The organism is Labrys neptuniae (assembly GCF_040797145.1).
GTDB classification, from domain to species: domain Bacteria; phylum Pseudomonadota; class Alphaproteobacteria; order Rhizobiales; family Labraceae; genus Labrys; species Labrys neptuniae.
Window position 1 is genome coordinate 89,565 of sequence record NZ_JBFNQD010000010.1, and the last position, 21,977, is coordinate 111,541.

At 62.9% G+C, this 21,977-nt stretch carries 16 protein-coding genes and 1 tRNA gene; 6 read left to right on the forward strand and 11 right to left on the reverse strand.

All coding sequences use genetic code 11. From position 1 onward, the window contains the following. Positions 1-7: 7 nt before the first annotated feature. The 4 genes from ABXS05_RS24500 to ABXS05_RS24515 all read right to left on the reverse strand — a co-directional run bounded on the left by ABXS05_RS24500 (position 8) and on the right by ABXS05_RS24515 (position 3,287). Positions 8-766 carry a YbaY family lipoprotein gene (locus tag ABXS05_RS24500; protein ID WP_367625690.1) on the reverse strand — a complete coding sequence of 253 codons (759 nt, stop codon included), beginning with the start codon at positions 764-766 and terminating at the stop codon, positions 8-10. A gap of 122 nt (positions 767-888) precedes the next feature. Further along, positions 889-2,511 carry an ABC-F family ATP-binding cassette domain-containing protein gene (locus ABXS05_RS24505; RefSeq protein ID WP_367625691.1) on the reverse strand — a complete coding sequence of 541 codons (1,623 nt, stop codon included), beginning with the start codon at positions 2,509-2,511 and terminating at the stop codon, positions 889-891. Positions 2,512-2,681: 170 nt separating this feature from the next. Next, positions 2,682-2,758, reverse strand: a tRNA-Arg gene (locus ABXS05_RS24510). A gap of 85 nt (positions 2,759-2,843) precedes the next feature. Then, positions 2,844-3,287 (reverse strand): HlyU family transcriptional regulator, encoded by a 444-nt coding sequence (locus tag ABXS05_RS24515; RefSeq protein ID WP_311933059.1) that lies wholly within the window; start codon positions 3,285-3,287, stop codon positions 2,844-2,846. Positions 3,288-3,338: 51 nt separating this feature from the next. Between ABXS05_RS24515 and ABXS05_RS24520 the strand changes: the two genes are divergently transcribed. From ABXS05_RS24520 to ABXS05_RS24530, 3 genes are all read left to right on the forward strand, one after another. Continuing rightward, the gene (locus tag ABXS05_RS24520) at positions 3,339-3,581 is read left to right on the forward strand and encodes a hypothetical protein (protein ID WP_311933057.1); all 243 of its coding nucleotides are present in this window, start codon (positions 3,339-3,341) and stop codon (positions 3,579-3,581) included. Positions 3,582-3,944: 363 nt separating this feature from the next. Beyond that, positions 3,945-5,096 (forward strand): efflux RND transporter periplasmic adaptor subunit, encoded by a 1,152-nt coding sequence (locus ABXS05_RS24525; RefSeq protein WP_311933056.1) that lies wholly within the window; start codon positions 3,945-3,947, stop codon positions 5,094-5,096. A 10-nt stretch (positions 5,097-5,106) separates the two neighbouring features. After that, positions 5,107-8,280, forward strand: coding sequence for an efflux RND transporter permease subunit (locus tag ABXS05_RS24530; protein WP_367625692.1), 3,174 nt, complete (start codon positions 5,107-5,109; stop codon positions 8,278-8,280). A 164-nt stretch (positions 8,281-8,444) separates the two neighbouring features. On the opposite strand, the gene rpoD is transcribed toward ABXS05_RS24530, so the two are convergent. The 5 genes from rpoD to ABXS05_RS24555 form a co-directional block, all read right to left on the reverse strand. Further along, the gene (gene rpoD, locus ABXS05_RS24535) at positions 8,445-10,448 is read right to left on the reverse strand and encodes an RNA polymerase sigma factor RpoD (RefSeq protein ID WP_367625693.1); all 2,004 of its coding nucleotides are present in this window, start codon (positions 10,446-10,448) and stop codon (positions 8,445-8,447) included. A 515-nt stretch (positions 10,449-10,963) separates the two neighbouring features. Then, positions 10,964-12,871, reverse strand: a complete 1,908-nt coding sequence (gene dnaG, locus ABXS05_RS24540; RefSeq protein ID WP_367625694.1) for a DNA primase — start codon at positions 12,869-12,871, stop codon at positions 10,964-10,966. A 200-nt stretch (positions 12,872-13,071) separates the two neighbouring features. After that, positions 13,072-13,674 (reverse strand): hypothetical protein, encoded by a 603-nt coding sequence (locus tag ABXS05_RS24545; RefSeq protein WP_367625695.1) that lies wholly within the window; start codon positions 13,672-13,674, stop codon positions 13,072-13,074. 316 nt (positions 13,675-13,990) lie between these two features. Beyond that, entirely contained in the window at positions 13,991-15,310 is a 1,320-nt protein-coding gene (locus tag ABXS05_RS24550) for a porin (protein WP_311934368.1), read from the reverse strand. A 502-nt stretch (positions 15,311-15,812) separates the two neighbouring features. Next, positions 15,813-16,751, reverse strand: coding sequence for a LysR family transcriptional regulator (locus tag ABXS05_RS24555; protein ID WP_367625696.1), 939 nt, complete (start codon positions 16,749-16,751; stop codon positions 15,813-15,815). Between the two features lie 56 nt (positions 16,752-16,807). Here ABXS05_RS24555 and ABXS05_RS24560 point away from each other — a divergent pair, with 56 nt between their 5' ends. Then, complete coding sequence (locus ABXS05_RS24560) at positions 16,808-17,734, forward strand: NAD-dependent epimerase/dehydratase family protein (protein WP_311934372.1); 927 nt, start codon at positions 16,808-16,810, stop codon at positions 17,732-17,734. A gap of 3 nt (positions 17,735-17,737) precedes the next feature. On the opposite strand, the gene ABXS05_RS24565 is transcribed toward ABXS05_RS24560, so the two are convergent. Both ABXS05_RS24565 and ABXS05_RS24570 read right to left on the reverse strand, forming a co-directional pair. Further along, on the reverse strand, positions 17,738-18,877 hold the full coding sequence (locus tag ABXS05_RS24565) for an alpha/beta hydrolase (RefSeq protein WP_367625697.1): 1,140 nt from the start codon (positions 18,875-18,877) through the stop codon (positions 17,738-17,740). Between the two features lie 75 nt (positions 18,878-18,952). After that, on the reverse strand, positions 18,953-19,414 hold the full coding sequence (locus ABXS05_RS24570) for a GatB/YqeY domain-containing protein (RefSeq protein WP_311934376.1): 462 nt from the start codon (positions 19,412-19,414) through the stop codon (positions 18,953-18,955). Positions 19,415-19,659: 245 nt separating this feature from the next. Between ABXS05_RS24570 and carA the strand changes: the two genes are divergently transcribed. Both carA and ABXS05_RS24580 read left to right on the forward strand, forming a co-directional pair. Further along, a complete protein-coding gene (gene carA / locus ABXS05_RS24575) occupies positions 19,660-20,859 on the forward strand; it encodes a glutamine-hydrolyzing carbamoyl-phosphate synthase small subunit (protein ID WP_311934377.1) in 1,200 nt (399 codons plus the stop codon). 20 nt (positions 20,860-20,879) lie between these two features. Next, the gene (locus tag ABXS05_RS24580) at positions 20,880-21,944 is read left to right on the forward strand and encodes an extensin family protein (protein WP_367625698.1); all 1,065 of its coding nucleotides are present in this window, start codon (positions 20,880-20,882) and stop codon (positions 21,942-21,944) included. Positions 21,945-21,977 lie beyond the last annotated feature (33 nt).

Here is a 21,977-nt window from a genome sequence, read left to right on the forward strand (position 1 = left end):
GGGGCGGCTACATGCGGGCGAGCAGGAGGATCCGGCGTCCCCTGGCATCGAGGAGCAGCAGCTTGTTGCGGGCGGCATCGATGCGCCAGCTGCGGGCGGCCTGCAGGGCTTTGAGAAACTTGCCTTCCTGGTCCATGATGGCGGGAGGGCAGGCCATCTGGGTGCTGACGATCTGCCCGAAGCGGATGCGCGAGCCCTTGATCACGGCACTACCGCCCATGCCGTTGCAGCCGCCGCGGCCGGAGACTTTGCCGTCGGCGGCGATTTCGAGCACGCTTTGGGCGTTGTCGACCACGCCGCGGCCATTGATGTCCTCGGCCAGCCAGCGTCCGCCGGGACCTGCAGGACCCGCTTCAGCCGCTTGGCCGACACGATCGACCCGAATGTCGCCATTGATGGGTTCGCCCGCGGCGACGGCGTGGTGTGTGGTGTTGAGGAACCACAGGCGCCCATTGACGCTGATGCGCGCCTCCAGGGCATAGCGGCCCGACGGTTTGAGCACCCTGTCGTCATAGCGCAGGCGATAGGGAATGGGCACCTGCCTGCCGGATCGAAACGATGTCCGCGCCAGCGTTCGGGCCGGGGCATCTGCCAGGGAGACGTCGACGAGCTTGACTTCGACCACAGTCGTAGGAGGCAAGGCGATGCGCTCGCGATAGCTGACCGTACCGGCGAGGGTGCGCTGCCTTGCGAACGCCTCGCTTGCGGGAAGCATCAGGCCGACCAGGGCGCAGGCTACAGCGAGAGGTCGCCAGCGATTGATCATCGGGTATCACTCCTTCAAAGGCGAGGGGCACAGCACAGGCCAGACCAGACCACGGATTTCTCTGGCCAGCCTACCAGCTTGACGCGCCGTTCACACCCTTGGCGGGAATGGGAAGACCCGGCTTAGCTATGAAGCCCCGGTGCCTCATGCCCGGTGCGGGCGACATATTCGGTGTAGCCGCCGCCATATTGATGGATGCCCTCTGGCGTCAGTTCCAGCACGCGGTTGGAGAGCGCTGCGAGGAAGCGCCTGTCATGCGAGACGAACAGCATCGAGCCCTCATATTGCGACAGGGCCGCGATGAGCATCTCCTTGGTGGCCAGATCGAGATGGTTGGTGGGCTCGTCCAGCACCAGGAAGTTCGGCGGATCATAGAGCATCTTGGCCATCACCAGCCGGGCCTTTTCACCACCTGACAGGAAGCGGCATTTCTTCTCGATGTCATCGCCCGAAAAGCCGAAGCAGCCGGCGAGAGTCCGCAGCGAGCCCTGGCCCGCCTGGGGAAAAGCATCCTCCAGTGTCTCGTAGATGCTGCGATCGCCGTCGAGCAGGTCCATGGCATGCTGGGCGAAATAGCCCATCTTGACGCTGCCGCCCTGGACGACCGTGCCCTTGTCGGGGTCGGCAGTGCCGGCGACGAGCTTGAGCAGGGTCGACTTGCCGGCGCCGTTGATGCCCATCACGCACCAGCGCTCCTTGCGGCGGACCTGGAAGGTGAGGCCCTCATAGATGCTGCGATCGCCATAAGCCTTGTGGACTTCCTTCAGGCTGACCACGTCGTCGCCCGAGCGGGGCGCGGGCTGGAACTCGAAGGCGATGCTCTGGCGGCGACGCGGCGGCTCGATCTTGTCGATCTTCTCCAGCTTCTTCACCCGGCTCTGCACCTGCGCTGCATGGGAGGCGCGGGCCTTGAAGCGCTCGATGAACTTGATTTCCTTGGCCAGCATGGCCTGCTGGCGTTCGAACTGGGCCTGCTGCTGCTTTTCGTTGAGGGCGCGCTGCTGCTCGTAGAATTCGTAGTCGCCCGAATAGCTGGTCAGCGTGCCGCCGTCGATTTCCACCACCTTGGAGACGATGCGGTTCATGAACTCGCGATCATGCGAGGTCATCAGGAGGGCGCCTTCATAACCCTTGAGGAACTCTTCCAGCCAGATCAGGCTCTCGATGTCGAGATGGTTGCTCGGCTCGTCGAGCAGCATCGCGTCGGGGCGCATCAACAGGATGCGGGCCAGCGCCACACGCATCTTCCAGCCGCCGGAGAGAGCCCCGACATCGCCGTCCATCATGCTTTCGCTGAAGCTGAGACCGGCCAGCACCTCGCGGGCACGCCCTTCGAGCGCATAGCCGCCCAGTTCCTCGAAGCGCCCTTGCACCTCGCCATAGCGCTCGATGATCGCGTCCATGTTGTCGGCCTGGTCCGGATCGGCCATCGCGGCTTCGAGTTCCTTCAACTCGGCCGCGACTTCGCTGACCGGCCCTGCGCCGTTCATCACCTCGGCGACCGCGCTGTGGCCTGCCATCTCACCGACATCCTGGTCGAAATAGCCGATGGTCACGCCGCGATCGACCGAGACGCGGCCTTCATCGGTCTCCTCCTCCCCGGTGATCATGCGAAACAACGTGGACTTGCCGGCGCCGTTGGGGCCGACGAGCCCGACCTTCTCGCCCTTCTGCAGGGTGGCCGAAGCCTCGATGAAGAGAATCTGGTTGCCGTTCTGCTTGGAGATGTTTTCGAGGCGGATCATGATGCGGTGCGGTCAATGAATAGGGAACCGCGCTCTTACGCGATGCCGGGATTTTGAGGAAGCCTCCAATGTCCGGAGAAGGAAGGACAGATCAGTCATTCCTCGCAGGCATGGGACGGCACTTAAGCTCATGCCCACAAATAACTGACAATGTGAAGGAAAGGAGAGAATGGCGCGCCCGAAAGGATTCGAACCTCTGACCCTCAGATTCGTAGTCTGATGCTCTATCCAGCTGAGCTACGGGCGCGCTGGGAAGCGACCGGCGCTTCCATGGGCGGTCTGATAACCAAGCGAAGCGGGGGATGCAAGCCCCCCTCGCGCTTTTTTTCACATTATCGAAATAAACCCTCGCCCTGCTCGTCGATCAGCTGCTTGCCCTTGGTCAGGGAAAACTGCACGGCATCGTCCAAACTGGCGAAACGATCGGCCCGAATGAACTTGTGGCTCTTGAGTTCGCCACCGATCTCTTTTTCCACATAGCCGCAGGTCTGGTACTGGCCTCCCTCCTTGTAGGGGGCCGGACGCACGGTGAATCCGTTGTATTCCTCGCCGTCGCCCTTGGGGGCGGGCTCACCATCCGATTCGCGTTTGCCTCCGAACAGAGAGGAGAGGGATTTAAGGAAGGAGGCCACGGCAAAGTCCCAGTCTGATTGATCAAGGCCCGCACGATAGCCGCATTGACGCCTGTCGCCAATGGGCGCATGTTCCGCCCGGTTGTGGGAGGACGAGCTTTCGCGCAGGGGCTGCGGGGATTTGCTCCAGCCGGCGTGCTTCACTAGAATTTGCCGGCCGCTACGAGATGCGGCAGCGATTCCTGGGACACAGACATGAACAAGCTCATTCTCGCCAGCATGATCGTGATGGGTGGGTTCTATGCTGGGACAGGTACGGGACAGGCGGCCTCCCGCCCTCAAGGCGAGCGCTACGCCGACAATGCCAGGCTCGAATGCATCCTGCCCTGGTACCGCTTCTTTGGTGCCTGCGACGAAGCAATCCAGGATCCGCCCGATGGCAAGAACGGGCATGCCTGGGAGTATCGCAGCCACCGACATCGCGGCTGGCGTCGCTAAAGCCTTACGCCGTAAACAGGATTCCGGTTCTCAGCGAGGACGGCCCGCCGGTGGGAATCCTCGAAGCTGGCCTCGATGCCAAGCCCGGGGGCGCCTCTTCGGAGCGCGGGGGCGCATTTTTTTCCGCATCGCTTTTCATCCAGTGGCCTTGAAATTGCCGCGGGAAGACCAAAATCTAGGAACCCCACAAGACGGCGGGGAGCCGCGGGGATTTCATTTTCAGTTTTGCCGGACAAGGGAGCCGGCATCGGGATTGTCGACGGACCCGGCAGACGGGCGCGTCGGTATGCCTGGTGCCGATTTTCGCTAACTTATTGATTTTTCACCAGGGTCCATAAAGGGGCAGCGATGCGTGAAGGTAAGATGATACTAGATAGTTTGCATGGCCGCGATGCCCTCATCGGCACCCTGCTGGCCTTGGGACTCTCGACGGCGGCGATCGCCCAGAATGCACCGCCACCCCCGGTTTCCGTCGCCAAGCCGGTGGTGAAGGACGTCGTCGAATATGACGATTTCATCGGCCGCTTCGAAGCGGTAGACCGCGTGGACGTCCGGGCTCGGGTCTCGGGCTATGTCGACAAGATCCATTTCATCGACGGTGCCATCGTCAAGGCGGGAGATCCGCTCTTCACCATCGACCAGCGCCCCTATCAGGCAGCCCTCGAGGAGGCGCAGGCTGGCGTCGAGGCAGCCAAGGCGCGGGTGGATTTCGCCGCGGGCGACGTCAGCCGGGCCGAGAATCTGCGTAAGTCCGGCAACATCACCGGCCAGATCTACGACGAGCGTACCCAGACCCTTGCGACGGCCAAGGCCGACCTCAACCGGGCGCAGGCAACCTTGAACCGCGCCAAGCTCGACCTGCAATTCACCGAGATCAAGGCACCGATCGGTGGCCGCATGTCTCGCCGGCTGGTCTCGCTCGGCAATCTCGTCAACGCAAACGAGACCGTTCTCACCAATGTGGTGTCGATGGATCCGATCAATTTCTATTTCGACGTCGACGAGCGCTCCTATCTCGCCTACCAGAAGCTCTCGACCGGGTCGTTGCGCGTCTCCAGCGACGGCAATCTCAACGAGGTCCTGGTCGCCACCTCCAACGAGCGCGAGCCCATCCACAAGGGCCATATGGACTTCACTGACAACCGCCTGGACGCCGCCAGCGGCACCATGCGGGCCCGCGCCGTGTTCGAGAACAAGGACCTAGCCTTGGTGCCCGGCCTGTTCGGCCGCATCCGCATTCTCGGTTCCGACAAATACAAGGGCGTGCTGGTGCCCGAGGACGCGCTCGGTTCCGACCAGGATCGGCGTGTCGTCTATGTCGTCGGTCCCGACAACACGATTGCGCTGAAGCCGGTGCGTGTCGGCTCGCGCGTGGACGGCTACCGCGTGATCCGCGAAGGGCTGAAGGGTGACGAGACCATCGTCGTCAATGGGCTGATGCGGGTGAGACCGGGTATCAAGGTCGATCCCAAGCTGACGACCTTGCCGGCGACCGCCGTCGCAGCCGCCAACTGAGAGAGCGGTCATGCGGTTTGCCCATTTCTTCGTCGACCGGCCGATCTTTGCTTCGGTTTTGGCGGTCGTGATCACCCTTGTCGGCGCCATCGCCTTTCTCGGCCTGCCGGTTGCGCAATATCCCGAGATCGCACCACCCACCATCGTGGTGCGCGCCAGCTATCCCGGCGCCAATGCCCAGACCGTTGCTGCCACGGTGGCGACGCCTTTGGAGCAGCAGATCAACGGCGTGGAGAACATGCTCTACATGTCCTCCTATGCCTCCAACGATGGCTCGATGTCGCTGACCATCACCTTCAAGCTCGGTACGGATCTCGATACCGCGCAGGTGCTGGTGCAGAACCGGGTGGCCATCGCGACGCCCCGTTTGCCCGACGATGTCAGGCGCCTCGGCGTCACCACGCTGAAGTCCTCGCCCGACCTGATGATGGTCATCCACATGTTCTCGCCGGATGATCGCTATGATCAGCTCTACGTCTCCAACTACGCCCGCAACAATGTACGCGACGACCTCCTGCGTCTCGATGGCGTCGGCGATCTCACCATCTTCGGCGAGCGCCAGTACAGCCTGCGCGTCTGGCTCGATCCGGACAAGCTGGCCAGCTATGGCCTGACCTCGTCCGACGTGGTCAAGGCGATCCAGGCCCAGAACGTCCAGGTTTCCAGCGGCGCCATCGGCCAGGAGCCGACCAGTTCGGGCGGGGCCTTCCAGGTTACCATCAACACGCAGGGGCGCTTCCAGGACGTCGCCCAGTTCCGGCGCGTGATCGTGCGCTCGACCCCGGACGGACAACTCGTCCGGGTCCAGGACGTGGCGCGCGTCGAACTCGGCGCCCAGGATTACGTCACCAATTCCTATCTCAATGGCAAGCCGGCGGTAGCGTTGGCGATCTTCCAGCGCCCGAACACCAATGCGCTGCAGGCCGCCGACGAAATCATCAAGAAGATGGAGGAGCTCAAGCAGTCGTTCCCGCCCGGCATCGCCTATTCGATCGTCTACAATCCCACCCAGTTCATCGCGGAATCGGTCAATGCCGTCTACCACACCCTCGGCGAGGCCGTGGTGCTGGTGGTGGTGGTGATCATCATCTTCCTGCAGAGCTGGCGCACGGCGCTCATCCCGGTGATCGCCATTCCGATCTCGCTGATCGGCACCTGTGCGATCATGGCCATCTTCGGCTTTTCGCTCAATACGCTGACCCTGTTCGGCATGGTGCTGGCGATCGGTATCGTGGTCGACGACGCCATCGTGGTGGTGGAGAATGTCGAGCGCAACATCAGCCTGGGCATGTCGCCGCGCGATGCGGCGCATGAAACCATGGACGAGGTCGGCACGGCGGTGATCGCCATCGCCCTGGTGCTGGGCGCGGTCTTCATTCCCACCGCCTTCATTCCTGGGATATCGGGCCAGTTCTATCGGCAGTTCGCGCTGACGATCGCGGTCTCGACTTTCCTTTCCGCCTTTGTCTCGCTCACACTGTCGCCGGCGCTTGCCGCGATCCTGCTCAAGCCGCACAGCCATGAGCCGCCGCGCAATCCCCTGACGAGGCTCGGCAAGAGCTTGGCCGGTGGCTTCAACCGCGGCTTCGACGGCCTGTCCAATGGCTATGCCTCCAGCGTCAATCGGGTCGTCAGGCGCAAGCTCGTTATGTGGCCGATCTATGCGGGGCTGCTGGCCGGTACGGTCTGGGCGGTGCAGAAGGTGCCGCAAGGCTTCATCCCGACGCTCGACCAGGGCTATGCCATCGTGGTGGTGCAGCTGCCGGACGGTGCCGCGCTTTCGCGCACCGATGCCGTCACCCGGCGGGTCTCGGAAATCGCGCGGGCAACGCCCGGTGCGCAGGATGCCGTCGCCTTTGCCGGCTTCTCTGGCGCGACCTTCACCAATGCCACCAATTCGGCTGCGATCTTCGTGCCGTTCAAGCCTTTCGAAGAGCGTCTCAAGGAAGGGCTGACGGCCGACAAGATCATCAAGGACCTGTTCGGCCGCATGCAGGTGATCGAGGAGGCCTTCATCATCGCCATCCCGCCGCCCCCGGTGCGTGGTATCGGCAATGCTGGCGGCTTCAAGCTGCAGGTGCAGGAGCGGTTGGGCTCGGACATCCAGCGCATCCTTGCTTCGACCTATGAGATGATGGGCAAGGCGCGCCAGAATCCGAAGCTGTCGGGCGTGTTCACCACCTTCTCGGCCAACTCGCCGCAGCTCTTCCTCAATATCGACCGGCAGAAGGCCGAGATCCTGAACGTGCCGATCACCAACATCTTCGACACGCTGCAGCAGAATCTCGGCACGGCCTATGTCAATGACTTCAATGCGTTCGGGCGCGTCTACCAGGTGCAGGCGCAGGCCGACCAGCGCTTCCGCAACGATCCCGAACAGATCGGGGGCCTGCGCGTACGCTCGGCGTCGGGGGCCCTGGTGCCGCTCGGCACGCTGGTGGAGGTGAAGGAGGTCTCCGGCCCGCAGTTGATCCAGCGCTACAACATGTACCCGTCCGTGCCACTACAGGGCAATGCCGGCCCGGGCGTCTCCACGGCCCAGGCCCTGGACGAGATGGAGGCCCTGGCCAAGGCAACCTTGCCGCAGGGTACCAGCTTCCAATGGACGGACCTGGCCTTCCAGGAGCGGGCGACCGGCGATACCGCGATCTTCATCTTCGCCCTGTCGGTGCTGTTCGTCTTCCTGGTGCTGGCCGCCCAGTATGAAAGCTGGTCGCTGCCGCTCGCCATCATCCTGATCGTGCCGATGGCCGTGCTCTCGGCGCTGCTCGGCGTGATGGCGCGGGGCATGGACAACAACATCCTCACCCAGATCGGCCTGATCGTGCTGGTGGGCCTGGCCGCCAAGAACGCCATCCTGATCGTGGAGTTCGCGCGCGAGGCCGAGGCGCGGGATGGCAAGAGCCCGATCGAAGCGGTGGTGGAGGCCTGCCGCCTGCGCCTGCGCCCGATCCTGATGACGGCCTTCGCCTTCATCCTGGGCGTGGTGCCGCTGCTGATCGCCACCGGCCCCGGCGCCGAAATGCGCCAGGCTCTCGGCACCGCCGTGTTCTTCGGCATGCTGGGCGTCACCTTCTTCGGCCTGTTCCTGACGCCGGTGTTCTACGTCACCATGCGCCTGATCGCGCCCGGCAGGAAGAAGAAGGAGGTTAAGCCGGCGGAGGTTGCACCGGCTGCGGAGTAGCGCCTCTTCGGAGCGCGGACTTCCAGTCCGCTCTTGGAAGCAACATCCTACGAAAAAAGGGCGCGACCGGTGAGGTTCGCGCCCTTTCTTGTTGTGCTCTCTGCTTCCAAGAGCGGATATCGCGACATGCTTGCATGTCGCTGAGAAGTCCGCGCTCCGAGGAATCAGTTGTCGAGGAAGCTCCTCAGCTTGCGCGAGCGGCTCGGATGCTTGAGCTTGCGCAGGGCCTTGGCCTCGATCTGGCGGATACGTTCGCGCGTCACCGAGAATTGCTGGCCGACTTCCTCCAGCGTGTGGTCGGTGTTCATGCCGATGCCGAAGCGCATGCGCAGCACGCGCTCCTCACGGGCGGTCAGCGAAGCCAGCACGCGCGTGGTGGTCTCGCGCAAATTGGACTGGATGGCCGCGTCGATCGGCAGGATGGCGTTCTTGTCCTCGATGAAGTCGCCGAGATGCGAATCCTCCTCGTCGCCGATCGGGGTTTCCAGGGAGATCGGCTCCTTGGCGATCTTGAGCACCTTGCGCACCTTTTCGAGCGGCATGGCGAGCTTCTCGGCCAGTTCCTCCGGGGTCGGCTCGCGGCCGATCTCGTGCAGCATCTGCCTCGACGTGCGCACGATCTTGTTGATCGTCTCGATCATGTGCACGGGGATGCGGATGGTGCGGGCCTGGTCGGCGATCGAGCGGGTGATCGCCTGCCGGATCCACCAGGTGGCGTAGGTCGAGAACTTGTAGCCGCGGCGATACTCGAATTTGTCGACCGCCTTCATCAGGCCGATATTGCCTTCCTGGATCAGGTCGAGGAACTGCAGGCCGCGATTGGTGTATTTCTTGGCGATGGAGATGACGAGGCGCAGATTGGCCTCCACCATTTCCTTCTTCGCCTGGCGGGCTTCGCGCTCGCCCTTCTGCACCATATGCACGATCTTGCGGAACTCGGTGATCTCGAGCCCGGTCTCGGTGGCGAGGTTGTGGATGTCCTCGCGCATCGTCTTGATGGTCTCGAGCTCGTGGGCCACGAACTCCTTCCAGCCCTTGGAGCCGAGCTTGGAAACGCGCAGGATCCACTTGGGATCGAGCTCCGAGCCCTGATAGGTCTTCAGGAAGTCCGTCCGGTCGACGCGATAGCTCTCGGCCAGGCGCATCAGGCGGCCTTCATAGCTGATCAGGCGCTTGTTGATGTCGTAGAGCTGCTCGACCAGGGCATCGATACGCGCCTGGTTCAGCGAGAGGCTCTTGACGTTGACGACGATCTCTTCCTTCAGCTTCTTGTATTTGCGGTCCTGCGACGGCGAGAGCGAGCGGTTCTGCAACCGGCTCTCGACATTCACGTCCTGCAGGCGACGCAGCTTCTTGTAGTCGTCGGCGATGCGATCGAAGGTCTCGAGCACCTTGGGCTTGAGCTCGGCTTCCATGGCCGAGAGCGACACGTTGTTCTCCATGTCGTCTTCGTCCATGTCACCGTCCATCGGCGGCAAGGCGTCGTCGTCCATCTGCTGCTGCTCGGTCTCGCCGGCCTCGGCCTCGCCTTCACCCGCCACTGCCGGCGGGTTCTTGCCGTCGGGGCCGGCATAGGTCGCTTCGAGGTCGATGATGTCGCGCAAGAGAATCTTGCCGTCATTGAGCTCGTCGCGCCAGATGATGATGGCCTGGAAGGTGAGGGGGCTTTCGCAAAGCCCCGCGATCATCGCCTCGCGGCCGGCCTCGATGCGCTTGGCGATGGCGATTTCGCCTTCGCGGGACAAGAGCTCCACCGTTCCCATCTCGCGCAGATACATGCGCACGGGATCGTCGGTGCGGTCGGTCGGCTCCTTGGCCGTGGTGGTGGAAGCGATCGCTCGTGAAGAGGTGGTGGCCTCGACGAGGTCGCCGCCCTCGGCTTCCTCCTCCTCGCCCTGAGCAGCCTCCTCGGACTCCTCGTTCTCTTCGTTCTCGACGACATTGATCCCCATTTCGGAGAACATGGCGAGCACGTCCTCGATCTGGTCACCGTCGACCTGATCGGAAGGCAGGACGTTGTTGATCTCTTCATGCGTGACATAGCCACGCTTCTTGGCGCGCTTGATCAAGGCGCGAACCGCGGCATCCGACAGGTCGAGCAAGGGGCTGTCCTGGCTCGGCGCTTCGGTGTCCGGCGTTTCTTCCTTGTCAGCTTCCTTTTTCGCCATCGTTGCTTTCCCTCACTCGCTCAAAGCAGGATTTCGCAGCTCGCCCCGCCGGGTAGAGCTCTGAAATCCTGCAATACGTCCCTGCCGGTCCGAGCCCGGCGATTGCCAATTCTCCGGGACCACAGATTTTGGTCCGCAAGCACTGGCGCATCCGCGCACCCTGTGCCAAACCCGATATGGAAATTCTCAGATTCGCCTGCCGGCGCGTCCGAGCAATTCCGAACAACTTCAAGGCCTTGGCACCCGATCTTGGTATCGGGTGGGAACCCTGGCCCAAAACCCTGCACTTCGCGGGAAGTTCCCGCCTACCCGGACCGTTCGCCAACACCAAAAAGGGCAGCATCCGGTACCCGGAGCCACCCGACTTGTCGCCGCCTTGCTCCAGCGCCCTGGGAAAGACCTTCGATTCGCCCATGCAACGCCTTGCAGCAACTGCCAGAATCGAAATCCAGTTCCAGGAACTGGCGCTATCACTACCGGGGTAATGGCTAATCCGCCGTTAACCCTGACAGCTCCTACACGGCTCGCGAAGTCCGCCCGGACGAAGCTCCAAACCCCTCGATCGTTGCCTCGGTTCCTTCCATCGCGGCGATCTGTGCCTTGATGTCGGTGAGCCGAGCCCAATTCTCTTCGGTGAAGTCCTGATCCATGGCCGCCTGGGCGAGCCTGAGTTCCTTATGTAGCGTACGATTCTTATGATGCAAGGCCACTGCATGCACGAATCCGTCCCGAACGTCGGGAAACGCGGCGTCCCGTCGCACCCAAAAGTGGGTTGGACCGCTCAAAGCGGCGATATGGGCAAGCAAACGTTCGAATCCCTGCAGCACCAGCTCTGCTTCGAGCGCAACTGATTCGCGCAGGCCGTGCGCCACGCAGTCGACCAAAGCCTGGCGCAGGCGGCTCGCCTCGACATTCTCGAATTCGAGCCCTGCCAGCAATTCGCAATGGTCGTCGAGCAAATAGGGATGAGCGACCACGACGGCCAGGATGAGGGCCTCGCGCGCGGGAATGCTGCCATGCCCACCCCGCATGCGTGCACTTTCCCTCACCGCGGGTGTCACCAGATGCGTGGCCTGCGATGTTTCGCGCCGGCCGCCGCCCTGGCGCCACGCCCGTTGCGGGCCGCCTGCAAAACCGGATTGGGCGGCCCGGGCCGGGGCAAAGAAGCTGCGCAGGCGGTTGTCCATGTCCGCGCGATAATGCCTGCGCACCGTTTCGTCGCGGATCGGCGCCAACGCATCCATCAGCTTGCGTTCGAGTGCGGCCCGCCGCTCCGGCGTCGAAAAGTCACCACTCTGTGTTTCCCGTTCCCAGAGAATGTCGGACAGGGGAAGGGCACCTTGCAGGACTTCCGAAACGGCCGTGGCACCCGAACTGCGTACCAGTTCGTCCGGATCCTGCCCGCCCGGCAGCAGCGCGAATTTCAAGGTCTTGCCCGGTCCGATCTGCGGCAGCGCCACGTCGACGGCGCGGTAGGCGGCGCGCCGGCCGGCCTTGTCGCCATCGAAGCACAGCACCGGTTCCTCGCTCATGCGCCAGAGCAGGTTGAGCTGGTCTTCGGTGAGGGCCGTGCCGAGCGGGGCGACCGTATGCCCGAAGCCCGCCACGCTCATCATGATGACGTCGACATAACCTTCGACCGCGATGACGCCGCCCTTCTCATGGGCGGCCTTGCGGGCACGGTGATGGTTGTAGAGGCAGGCGCCCTTATGGAAGAGCGATGTCTCGGGCGAGTTGAGATATTTGGCGGATGCCTCCTTGTCCATGGCGCGGCCGCCGAAGGCGATCACCTTGCCGCGCACGTCATGGATGGGGAACATGATGCGGTCGCGGAAGCGATCATAGGGGACCTGGATGTCCTCGCCATGGATGAGCAGGCCCGCTTCGATCATGGCATCGCGGTCGACACCCTTGCCGGCGAGATGATCGCGCAGGGCGAATTTCTCGTTCGGCGAGTAACCGATCCCGAATTCGGCCTGGATCGCCGGCGTCAGGCCGCGATCGGCGAGATAGCCACGGGCAGCGGCGCCTTCCCGCGCCTGCAGGCGGGACTGGAAGAAGGTGGCGGCAAGCTCCATCACCTCATGCAGCGAGGCGCGCTGCTCCTCGCGGCGGACATCCTCCACCGTCATCTTGGGCAGGGTGACGCCCGCATCGTTGGCGCAACGCTCCACCGCTTCGGGGAAGGAAATGCCCTCGACCTCGCTCAGGAAGCGGAAAATGTCGCCATGCTTGCCCGAGGAGAAGCAGTGATAGAAGCCCTTCTGGTCGTTGACATAGAAGGACGGCGTCTTCTCGGCGTTGAAGGGCGAAAGGCCGCGCCATTCCCGGCCCTGCTTCTTGAGCTTGACGCGCCTGCCGACCACCTCCGACACGGGCAGCCGGGCACGGATCTCATCGAGCAGGGAAGGCGGGTATTTCATGGGTTCTTATGTGAGGACGTTGGCGACCGACGCAAGACCCCTAATCTAGCACGGAAGGCGTGAGTCGAATCTTTCCCCATTGTCCTCAGGCCACGCCCTTGCGCCGAGCCGGAAGGGAGGACCGAAAGTTGCTCGCTGCGTGTGCCGATCTGAGCGAAGCCCACCCCGAACACAAAAGCAGCCATTTCCAGCACCGTCGCTCAGCTCATCGCCTTTCCGGATGTCCTGGGCACGAGGATGCGTTCGCGTGGCGCCACCATCAGGAAGTCCTTGGCCTTCTGGTAGTTGGTCGTCTCCGTCCTGAACCAGCTCTGGGCATAGGAGGGTGCGCCGGGAACGTGGACCGGCTGCAGCACCAGGCGCGTTTCGGGCTGAGGCGCCTGCAGATTGACGGCGGCTCGATGCACGCAGTCGGTGGCGCGCCCGGCGCCGGGATGCCAGCGATAGAGGTTTTGGCACCAGACGTCGACGAGCAGGACACGGGTTCCGTTGCGGACTTCCTCGCCCATACATTGCCACTGAACGTTGAGGGCACCGGTGGCGTATTGCCAGTCGATGTTCTGGAAATAGAACTGCTTGACGGCAACGGAACCCGTCAGGCCCACGCTGCCTTGCTTCCGGACCTCGGCGGTCATAATGCCGGCATTGACTTCGCGAAAGATGCAGCCGCGCACGCCCGGATCTTCATTCAGCAAAGTCCGCACTGAAAACGGCATAGGCGTTCCCGAGCCTTGCAGGTAATGGTCGAGATATTGCTGCGCCCGGCCTCCGGGGCGCATCTTCTGTTCTTTCGCCAAGGTCATGATCTTGAGATCAGACCAGGTTTCGTTATGGCCGGTCAGCTTGCCGCGGAGACGAACGCTACTGCAGGCCAGGTCTATCGCGGTTTTGGAGTTCGACGTCTCAGAGGAGGTTTCGGACATCAAGTTGACTCTCTTGAGCTGACGTTGAGATCGAATTCGGCCAAGGAATTTACAATTGCAGCACTGAAGCAGTCCCTTGGGGTATCCGCAAGTAGGACGATGTCCTGGTGTAGCGGCCGCTGTCCGGAGCCAGCAAAGCGAAAGGGCCCGGCTCGCGCCGGGCCCTTCTTGCAACAGTTGAACGCGACAGGCTGGATCAGAAGGTGCGCTTGATGCGCACGCCGCCGGTCCAGAAATTGGACTTGGCGTCGGCCACTCGCGAAACGGTGTTGGGGGCGGTTCCCGTCGTCCACACCGTATTGTCGATGTCCTGGTGAGTGTATGTGACCTCACCCGTGATCGTCAGGCCCTTGACGATGGTGTAGGTGAGATTACCCGTCAGCGAATATTCCTTCACGCCGAGGTCGCCGCCGAGAGCGCTGAACTTGTCATAGGTGGTGTCGATATAACCACCGACCAGGTTGAACCCCCATTGTGGTGTGAAGTTGCCGCCGAGTTCGGCGGTCACCGACCAACCTTTGCCGCCATCGAAGCTGCCATTCGAATTGATGAAATAGTCCTGACCCTTGGTCTTGGTCGAGGAAATGCCGAGATAGTCGAGAGCACCGTCGGCATACTGGCCTTCGATCACCAGATGGCCTTTGTCGAGGGCAGGGATGTTAAGCAGCAAGCTGGCGCCGACCGCATAGCCCCAATTGTTTTCGCGCGGGATATAGTTGGCATTCGTCGGGGGGACAGGCACGCCGTTGGAATCGACGGCCGTCGCCGAACGATATTGATGAGCGGCAGCCTGGACGGCAATCGAACCCCAGTCCTGCTTGAAACGGACCTGGCCGACGACGTCGGGCACTTGCTGCCCGCCTTGCATGGTGCTGCGGAATGCGTTCTGACGATGGTCGCGACCATCTTCGATCGAGAGCGTCGCCGAGAAACCACCGCCGAAGTCGGCGGTATAGGCCAGAAGATTTACGATATTCGACTGGGCGTAATAGGGACCCCACAAGGTGTTGCCATATTCGAAGTCGTAGAAGCCGAAGTAAGAATGCGCGTAACCAGCCGTCAAACCACCGAACTGCAGATAGGCGTATTTGATCGAGAAGGTGTTGCCGGAGGTGTCGCTGTTGACGTTCCAATTGCTCGGGATCGGGCGGCTGTTCGCGCGGAGCTGGAAGAAGGAGCGCAGCAGGCCATATTCGGTCTGAGTGCGAGCGTCGAAGGAGATACGAGCCTCGGTATTGAAGGCGCTGGTGTGGTTGTTGCGAGTCTGCTTGTAGCCGTTCTCGGCCGTCCGGCTATCACCGCTCTGATTGTAGAAGCGATAGTCGGCGCGAATCTCGCCGCCGATCTTGAGGCAGGTGTCGCTGCCGGGGATGTAGAAGAAGCCGGGGCCGAAGGCGGAGCAGACCTTCACATATTCGACGGCTTCCCCCTTGGTCATGGGGAGGTCGGCGGCCTGGGCGGTGGCAAGGGCGGCAAGGCTGGCCGCGGCGCCGAGGAGGAGAGATTTCATCGTCATCTGAAGGCTCACTGAGCAAATTGGATTGAGTGCATCGGGCTGGCTCGTTCCGGCGTCGGGGCCCGGTCAATTCGCTCGAAAGGCGAGACGACGGCCAGGCACCCGCCGAACGGGAACCGAGGCGTCTTTGCGGAATCTTCAAAAGATTCACAATTGAAAATACAACTTTTGATTGGTGTGACGTATTTATAACTAGGAAGTGTCTCTAAAAAGCCACATATAGTTTTATGACAATTTTATGAAATACTTATTCTTTGAAATAAATATTTGTAATATCTGTGTATATTCATAAAATTTATTTATAGAATTCAAAATAATTCTAGGTAATCAAGAAAAAGTCAGAGGCTTGGAGAGCCGTTCTCGCCAGGTCTGGATCGGGTCGGCCCTCTTCTAGACAGGATGCGTTCTCGGCGTGCACGCATCCGTTACGCCATGATGCTGAAAAACGTCCATGGGTTGTATTTCGCAGCCCCTGGTTGGAAGCCGGAGCCTTCAGCAAGGTTTATGCCGCCATGTCGGCGGCAACCTCTTTGAATATTCCCCGCAGCCAGGCGAGCAGGCGATCGTGCTTGCGGGATGCGTGCCAGACCATGGTGACCTTCAGATCGGCTGGCTCGAGCGGGGGCTCGAGCAGAACGAGACCGAAGGCTTCCGCGAATTGCCGGGCGAAGGCGCGGGAAAGCACGGTCACCATGTCGGTGCGGGCAACGGCCAGCAGGGCCGAGGTGAAATGCGGCGTGGTCAGACCGATGCGCCGTTCCAGGCCCGCCGCGGCCAACGCCGCATCCGCCTCGGTGCTGCCGTCGCCGAAGACAGAGACGGTGACATGGGTGAGGGCGGCATAGGCGGCTAGGCTGGGCGGCCCGTTCCGCGCGGCTGGATGATCGCGTCGCATGATCAGCGCGAGGCGATCGTCCATCAGCATCTCGCTGTGGGTCCCGGCCGCGAGCGGGTAATTGGCCAGGGCGAAGGTCATGTCGATGTCACCGCTTTGCAGGCGATGGGCGATATCCGTGCCGATCGGCACGGCCCGCAGGTCGATATAGGGGGCTTCTCGGAGCAACCGCGCCATCACGCCGGGAAAGAGCAGGGTTGTCAGCGAATCGACCGCCGCGATCCGAAGCGTGCGGCGCTCGGTGGAAGGGTCGAAAAGCGGTTCGGTGACGAGGGCGCGGATATCGGCCAGGAGTTCCTGCACTTGCGGCGCCAAGGCTTCGGCACGTGCCGTCAGTACCATGCCCGCGCCCGAGCGTAGCATCAGTTCGTCGCCGAACAAATGGCGCAGGCGATCGAGCGCCCGGCTCATCGCCGGCTGGCTGAGCCCGATCTCGCGCGCCGCGCGGCTGACGCTGTGCTGGGAGAGCAGGGCGCCGAGGGCTGTCAGCAGGTTGAGATCGATCGCCTTCAAATGCACGTCACGCATATATTGGATATAAAGCATGCATTGGAATTATGATATAGCCGTTGCTAGCGTCTCCTCATCAAGGAGAACGCACCATGCCTGCCAAGATCATGATCCTGGGCTACGGGCCCATCGGCCGTGCCGTTGCACGCCAGCTGTCGGATGCGGGTCGCGAGGCGCTCGTCGCCCAGCGACGCAAGCCCGCCAACCTGCCGTCCGGCGCGCGGTTTCGAGCCTGCGATGCTCTCGACCGAGCCAGCCTGACTGCCGCGCTGCAGGGGCACGATGTGCTGATCTGCACGATCGGCCTCGCCTATGACGCGGCCATCTGGGAGAGGGACTGGCCCCGGCTGATGACCAATATGCTGGCAGCCTGCGAGGCGAACGGCGCGCGTCTGGTCTTTGTCGACGACCTCTATATGCACGGTCCCCAGCGCGGGCCGCTCCACGAGAACACCCCCCTCGATGCCCCGGGCCGCAAGGGCAGGGTGCGCGCCGCCATTACACGACAGTGGCAGGCAATGAGCGCGGTGAAGACCGCGGCCTTGCGGGTGACCGATTTCTACGGTCCCGGTGTGGTGTTGTCGGTACTCGGCCAGGAGGCCATCGGTCGTCTGGCCGCCGGCCGCGCCGCACAGCTGGGCATCGCCGCAGACGAGCCGCACGCCTTCGCCTATGCGCCGGATGTCGCTACGGCGGCGATCCTGCTCGCCGATGCGGCGGATGACGCCTATGGCCGGGCCTGGATCATGCCCTGCGCTCCGGCGCGCACCCCGCGCGCGGTGATCGGCATGGCCGCCGCCGCGCTCGGCGTGAAGCCGCGCTTGCAAGCGCTTCCGGGCTGGCTGCAGAAAGTGATGGGCCGGTTCGTGCCCTTTCTCGGGGAGTGGACCGAGACGTCCTATCAGCACGACCGTCCGTTCCTGGTCGATGGCAGCAGTTTCGAGCGCTATTTCGGCTTCCGGCCGATGCCGCTCGAACAGGGCATCTCGGCCACCGCCGCCAGCTTCCGAAAATCTTGAATCTCACTGCCCGACGATGGCTTCGCCCAGACGCAAGGGGGTTTGGAGCAGGGTGCCGGCCGTGTTGACGACGAACAGCCCGGTTCGGGAGATCGGATTGCCGCGCGCAGCCGCCGCATCATTCTTGGCCATCTGATTCAGGGAAGGCAGCAGCCCGACGAACTTGCTGTGATTCATCGAATCCAGGCTCTTGGCGTCCGACATGTCGATGACCCGCAGGCCGTAATGGGCAATGGCCTCCTGGGCCTTCTTGTTGTCGATCAGGACATTGCCGACGCGCGGTACGTCGCCCGCCAGCCGCTGCGAAAAGCCGAGGGCCCGGTCATCGCGCGAAATCGCGACGGTGATGGGTTGATTCAGCTTGCCGATGGTGTCGAGCTGGGTGCGGAAGACGTCGATGTCGATATCCGGCGACATCAGGAAGACTTCGCCGAGCTTGGGCAGGAAGGCCGAGTTGCCGCGGATCCTGGCTTGGCGGAGGGTTTCCACGGCCAGCCAGTTGCCCATCGAATGTGCGATGATGTGGATACGCCGCACCCCTGGCGTGCGGGCGAGGCCGTTCAGGGTGCTCTCCAGATAATCGCGCGAATAGGTGGTGCTCTCGCGATCGGCGACATAGCCGGTCAAGGTCCCGAGCGAGGGCCAGGCGAAGGCGACCACGGCACCGGGGAAGCCGCTGTCCTTCTCGAGTTGGGCAACCCGATAGACGGCTTCCTGGTAGTTGGTGTTATAGCCGTGCACGAAGACGATGACTTCGCCGGTGCCCTTGGTGTCCTTCACCACCGCTGCATCGAAGCGAGCCTGGTCGAGGGGAGCCGAGTTGGTCACCACGAAGTTGACGGCCGGATTGCCGGGAGGTTTCTTCGGCCATTCGATATTGCCGACGGCATGGTTGGGTGGCACCGAGATCGTGTAGGCCTCATAGCTCAGCCCGAAATTGCGCTTGGCGGTGAAGTCGCGCTTGTCGGTCTCGGAGCGCTGGCGGGTGGTGGCGACCAGGATGTTGACCGGCGTGCCGACACCGGCCGATGCCGAGACCGGATGCAGCATCAACGCACCGGGCCGGTCGGCGCAGGACGCCAAGCCGGCCAGGGCAAGCAGGGTCACCGAAAACCGAACCAGGAAGCGTGGTGAAGGCGCCATGCCGGCCTCATCGTTGCAGCGGCCGGCAATCTAGCGGGCGCATCGGTCTCGGAAAAGTCCAGAGTTTCGACGTCCTTAACCGCCGAGCGCTTCCTTGACCAGCGGGCTGGTCTTGCCGAAATCCATCTGGCCGGCGAAGCGCTCCTTCAGCACGGCCATGACCTTGCCCATGTCCTTGACGCCGGCAGCGCCGATTTCGCCCACGACGGCGGCGATGGCGGCCTTGGTCTCGGCCACGTCCATCTGCTTGGGCAGGAAGGAGGAGAGCGTCTCGATCTCGGCCTTGCTGGCTGCCGCCATTTCGTCGCGGCCGGCCTTTACAGCGGTCTCCAGCGTTTCGTGGGCCTGCTTGATCATCTTCTGCAGCATCGACAGGATCTCGGCTTCCGGGATCTTGCCGTCATGCTCGCCGCCACGAGCGGCGATGTCACGATCCTTCAGCCCGGCCTGGATCATACGCACGACCGACAGGCGAGCCTTGTCGCCGCTCTTCATGGCGTCCTTGACGGCGGTGGTGAAATCGTCACGCAGAGACATGATGCCCTACCTTTCTTGGAATCAAAATTGTTCACCGAGCGGCACGTGGCAGCGAAATATTTGGTGGTATCACCTCAAATCATTGAAAATGCTGATGATTTCGAGTGTGTCCAAGGGTTGACGGCAAGCCGTCCGCCCCCTACTTTCCGCCGCGACTGCCGGGCGGAGCCGAGTATGCCGCCGCCATTCATCCGGCACTTAAGATGAAAATGACCGTCACACAAGCGAGCGCAAGGACTAGACAGATGGAAAATGGCTGGGCGGAACCCAAGGCAACCGCGCTCCTGGTCCTCGCAGACGGCACCGTGATCGAGGGCACCGGGCTCGGCGCCGTGACGAAGGCGGCGGGTGAATTGTGCTTCAACACCGCGATGACTGGCTATGAGGAAATCCTCACCGACCCGTCTTATGCCGGGCAGATCATCACCTTCACCTTCCCCCATATCGGCAATGTCGGCGTCAATGACGAGGACATCGAGACGGTCAACATGGCCTCTTCCTCCGGGGTGAGGGGCGTGGTGCTGCATGCGCCGATCACCGAGCCTGCCAATTACCGCGCCAGTCGCCATCTCGATGCCTGGCTCAAGGCCCGCAACATCGCCGGCATTGCCGGCATCGATACCAGGGCGCTGACGGCCCGTATCCGCGAGGGCGGCATGCCCAATGCCGTACTTGCCTTCGATCCCGACGGTAATTTCGACGTCGAAGCCCTGAAGCGCGAGGCCGCCGGCCTGCCCTCGATGGACGGTCTCGACCTGGTGCCGCCGGTGACCACGGCCCAGCGTTTCGACTGGGACCAGACCACCTGGGAATGGTCGCAGGGCTTCGGCAAGCAGGACGCTCCGCAATACAAAGTCGTCGCCATCGATTATGGCGTGAAGCGCAACATCCTGCGCCTGCTGGCAGCGGCTGGCTGCGCCGTCACCGTGGTTCCGGCCACCACCCCGGCCGAGGAGATCATCGCTCTGCAGCCGGATGGCATTTTTCTCTCCAACGGCCCGGGCGATCCGGCCGCCACCGGCGAATATGCCGTGCCGGCGATCAAGACGCTGCTCGAAAAGGACATTCCGATCTTCGGCATCTGCCTCGGCCACCAAATGCTCGGCCTCGCGCTCGGTGCCCGCACGGCCAAGATGAAGCAGGGTCATCACGGGGCCAACCACCCGGTCAAGGATTTCACCACCGGCAAGGTCGAGATCGTCTCGATGAACCACGGCTTTGCGCTGGATCGCGACAGCCTGCCGGCCGGCGTGATCGAAACCCATGCCTCGCTGTTCGACGGTTCCAATTGCGGCATCGCCGTCACAGGCAAGCCGGTGTTCTCGGTGCAGCACCATCCCGAGGCGTCACCTGGTCCACAGGATAGCCACTACCTCTTTAAGCGGTTTGTCGAAAACATGGCGTCTCGCCATGGTGTTGCCGCAGTTGCGCAACACAACGCCTGATCGCAATCGGAGCAGTGTGCATGCGAGCAAGCGTCGCCTGTCTCTTCCTGGTGGTTTCTTGCGCCACTGCGTCGGCGCAATCGGCAGACGGGGCTCTGGTTCCTCTGCCGGACTACTTTCAGAAGAGCATCGCCGCGGCGAACGCCAAGCCGTTGCCGCCCCTCAAGCCCAAGCCCAGCCAGATGCGGGCTATCCGGGCTTCGACCGGGCTGGAAGGTCTGCCGGACCTGATCGTGCATGGCGGCGTGCCCACTCCGCCGGAGCGTCCGCGCCCGAATGACTCTCCCGTGGTGTCGGCCTATGCCGCCGACACGCCCTTGCCGCCGGAGCGTCCGGATACCGATATCGACATGGCGGGGCCGGAGCCCGATGGAGCGTCGACCCAGGCCGATGCCACGCCGAACGCCAAGCCCGACGCGGCCTTGCCGCCGGGAACCTTGTCGCATGCCTTCGTGCCGCTGCCCGTGCGCCGGCCCGGCGGCATCGATGACCGCATGACCACCAATCCCGGCGTCAATGCGCCGCCGCCGGAGACCAAGGTCGCCATGCTTGGCGGCATGCCGGGGGCGGGCATCGCCATCAACAATCTGGCGCGCGCCGTACCGGAAGCGGCAATCGTCAAGGGGGCCTGCAGCGTCGCACAGCCCTATCGCCTGATGGCGCTGGGGCCGAGCAGCCGCACCACGCTGGTGCCGGCCGCGACCGTCGACTACGCCATGGTCAACGGGCTGGTGCGCTGGGAGGCCGGCATGCAGGCTGCCGCCAAGCAATATCTCGGCGAGAACGTCGTCGCCATCAAGGTTGCCGCCTCCTATGTCTGCCGTGGCATGAACAATATTCGCGGCGCCAAGCTGTCCGAGCACGCCAAGGGCAATGCCATCGACATTTCCGGCTATATCACGGCCAGCGGCAAGGAGATCACCGTCCGCCATGACTTCAAGGGCGGGGGCGCCAAGGCCGCCTTCCTGAAGCAGGTGCATGGCGTGACCTGCGGCGTGTTCCAGGTCGTGCTAGGCCCCGGCTCGGATGGCTACCATGAGGACCATTTCCACATGGATCTCGGCCGCTGGAAGAGCTGCCGGTAAGACCCTCTTCTTTTCTCCTCGATGCTCCCGGCC

Excerpts from the sequence above, each read along its gene's own strand:
- ABXS05_RS24530 (WP_367625692.1), top strand. The coding sequence starts at position 5,107 with ATGCGGTTTGCCCATTTCTTCGTCGACCGGCCGATCTTTGCTTCGGTT.
- ABXS05_RS24570 (WP_311934376.1), bottom strand. The coding sequence starts at position 19,414 with ATGTCTCTGCGTGACGATTTCACCACCGCCGTCAAGGACGCCATGAAG.
- ABXS05_RS24505 (WP_367625691.1), bottom strand. The coding sequence starts at position 2,511 with ATGATCCGCCTCGAAAACATCTCCAAGCAGAACGGCAACCAGATTCTC.
- ABXS05_RS24580 (WP_367625698.1), top strand. The coding sequence starts at position 20,880 with ATGCGAGCAAGCGTCGCCTGTCTCTTCCTGGTGGTTTCTTGCGCCACT.
- ABXS05_RS24500 (WP_367625690.1), bottom strand. The coding sequence starts at position 766 with ATGATCAATCGCTGGCGACCTCTCGCTGTAGCCTGCGCCCTGGTCGGC.
- ABXS05_RS24520 (WP_311933057.1), top strand. The coding sequence starts at position 3,339 with ATGAACAAGCTCATTCTCGCCAGCATGATCGTGATGGGTGGGTTCTAT.
- rpoD (WP_367625693.1), bottom strand. The coding sequence starts at position 10,448 with ATGGCGAAAAAGGAAGCTGACAAGGAAGAAACGCCGGACACCGAAGCG.
- dnaG (WP_367625694.1), bottom strand. The coding sequence starts at position 12,871 with ATGAAATACCCGCCTTCCCTGCTCGATGAGATCCGTGCCCGGCTGCCC.
- carA (WP_311934377.1), top strand. The coding sequence starts at position 19,660 with ATGGAAAATGGCTGGGCGGAACCCAAGGCAACCGCGCTCCTGGTCCTC.
- ABXS05_RS24560 (WP_311934372.1), top strand. The coding sequence starts at position 16,808 with ATGCCTGCCAAGATCATGATCCTGGGCTACGGGCCCATCGGCCGTGCC.
- ABXS05_RS24550 (WP_311934368.1), bottom strand. The coding sequence starts at position 15,310 with ATGACGATGAAATCTCTCCTCCTCGGCGCCGCGGCCAGCCTTGCCGCC.
- ABXS05_RS24545 (WP_367625695.1), bottom strand. The coding sequence starts at position 13,674 with ATGACCTTGGCGAAAGAACAGAAGATGCGCCCCGGAGGCCGGGCGCAG.
- ABXS05_RS24565 (WP_367625697.1), bottom strand. The coding sequence starts at position 18,877 with ATGGCGCCTTCACCACGCTTCCTGGTTCGGTTTTCGGTGACCCTGCTT.
- ABXS05_RS24555 (WP_367625696.1), bottom strand. The coding sequence starts at position 16,751 with ATGCTTTATATCCAATATATGCGTGACGTGCATTTGAAGGCGATCGAT.
- ABXS05_RS24525 (WP_311933056.1), top strand. The coding sequence starts at position 3,945 with ATGATACTAGATAGTTTGCATGGCCGCGATGCCCTCATCGGCACCCTG.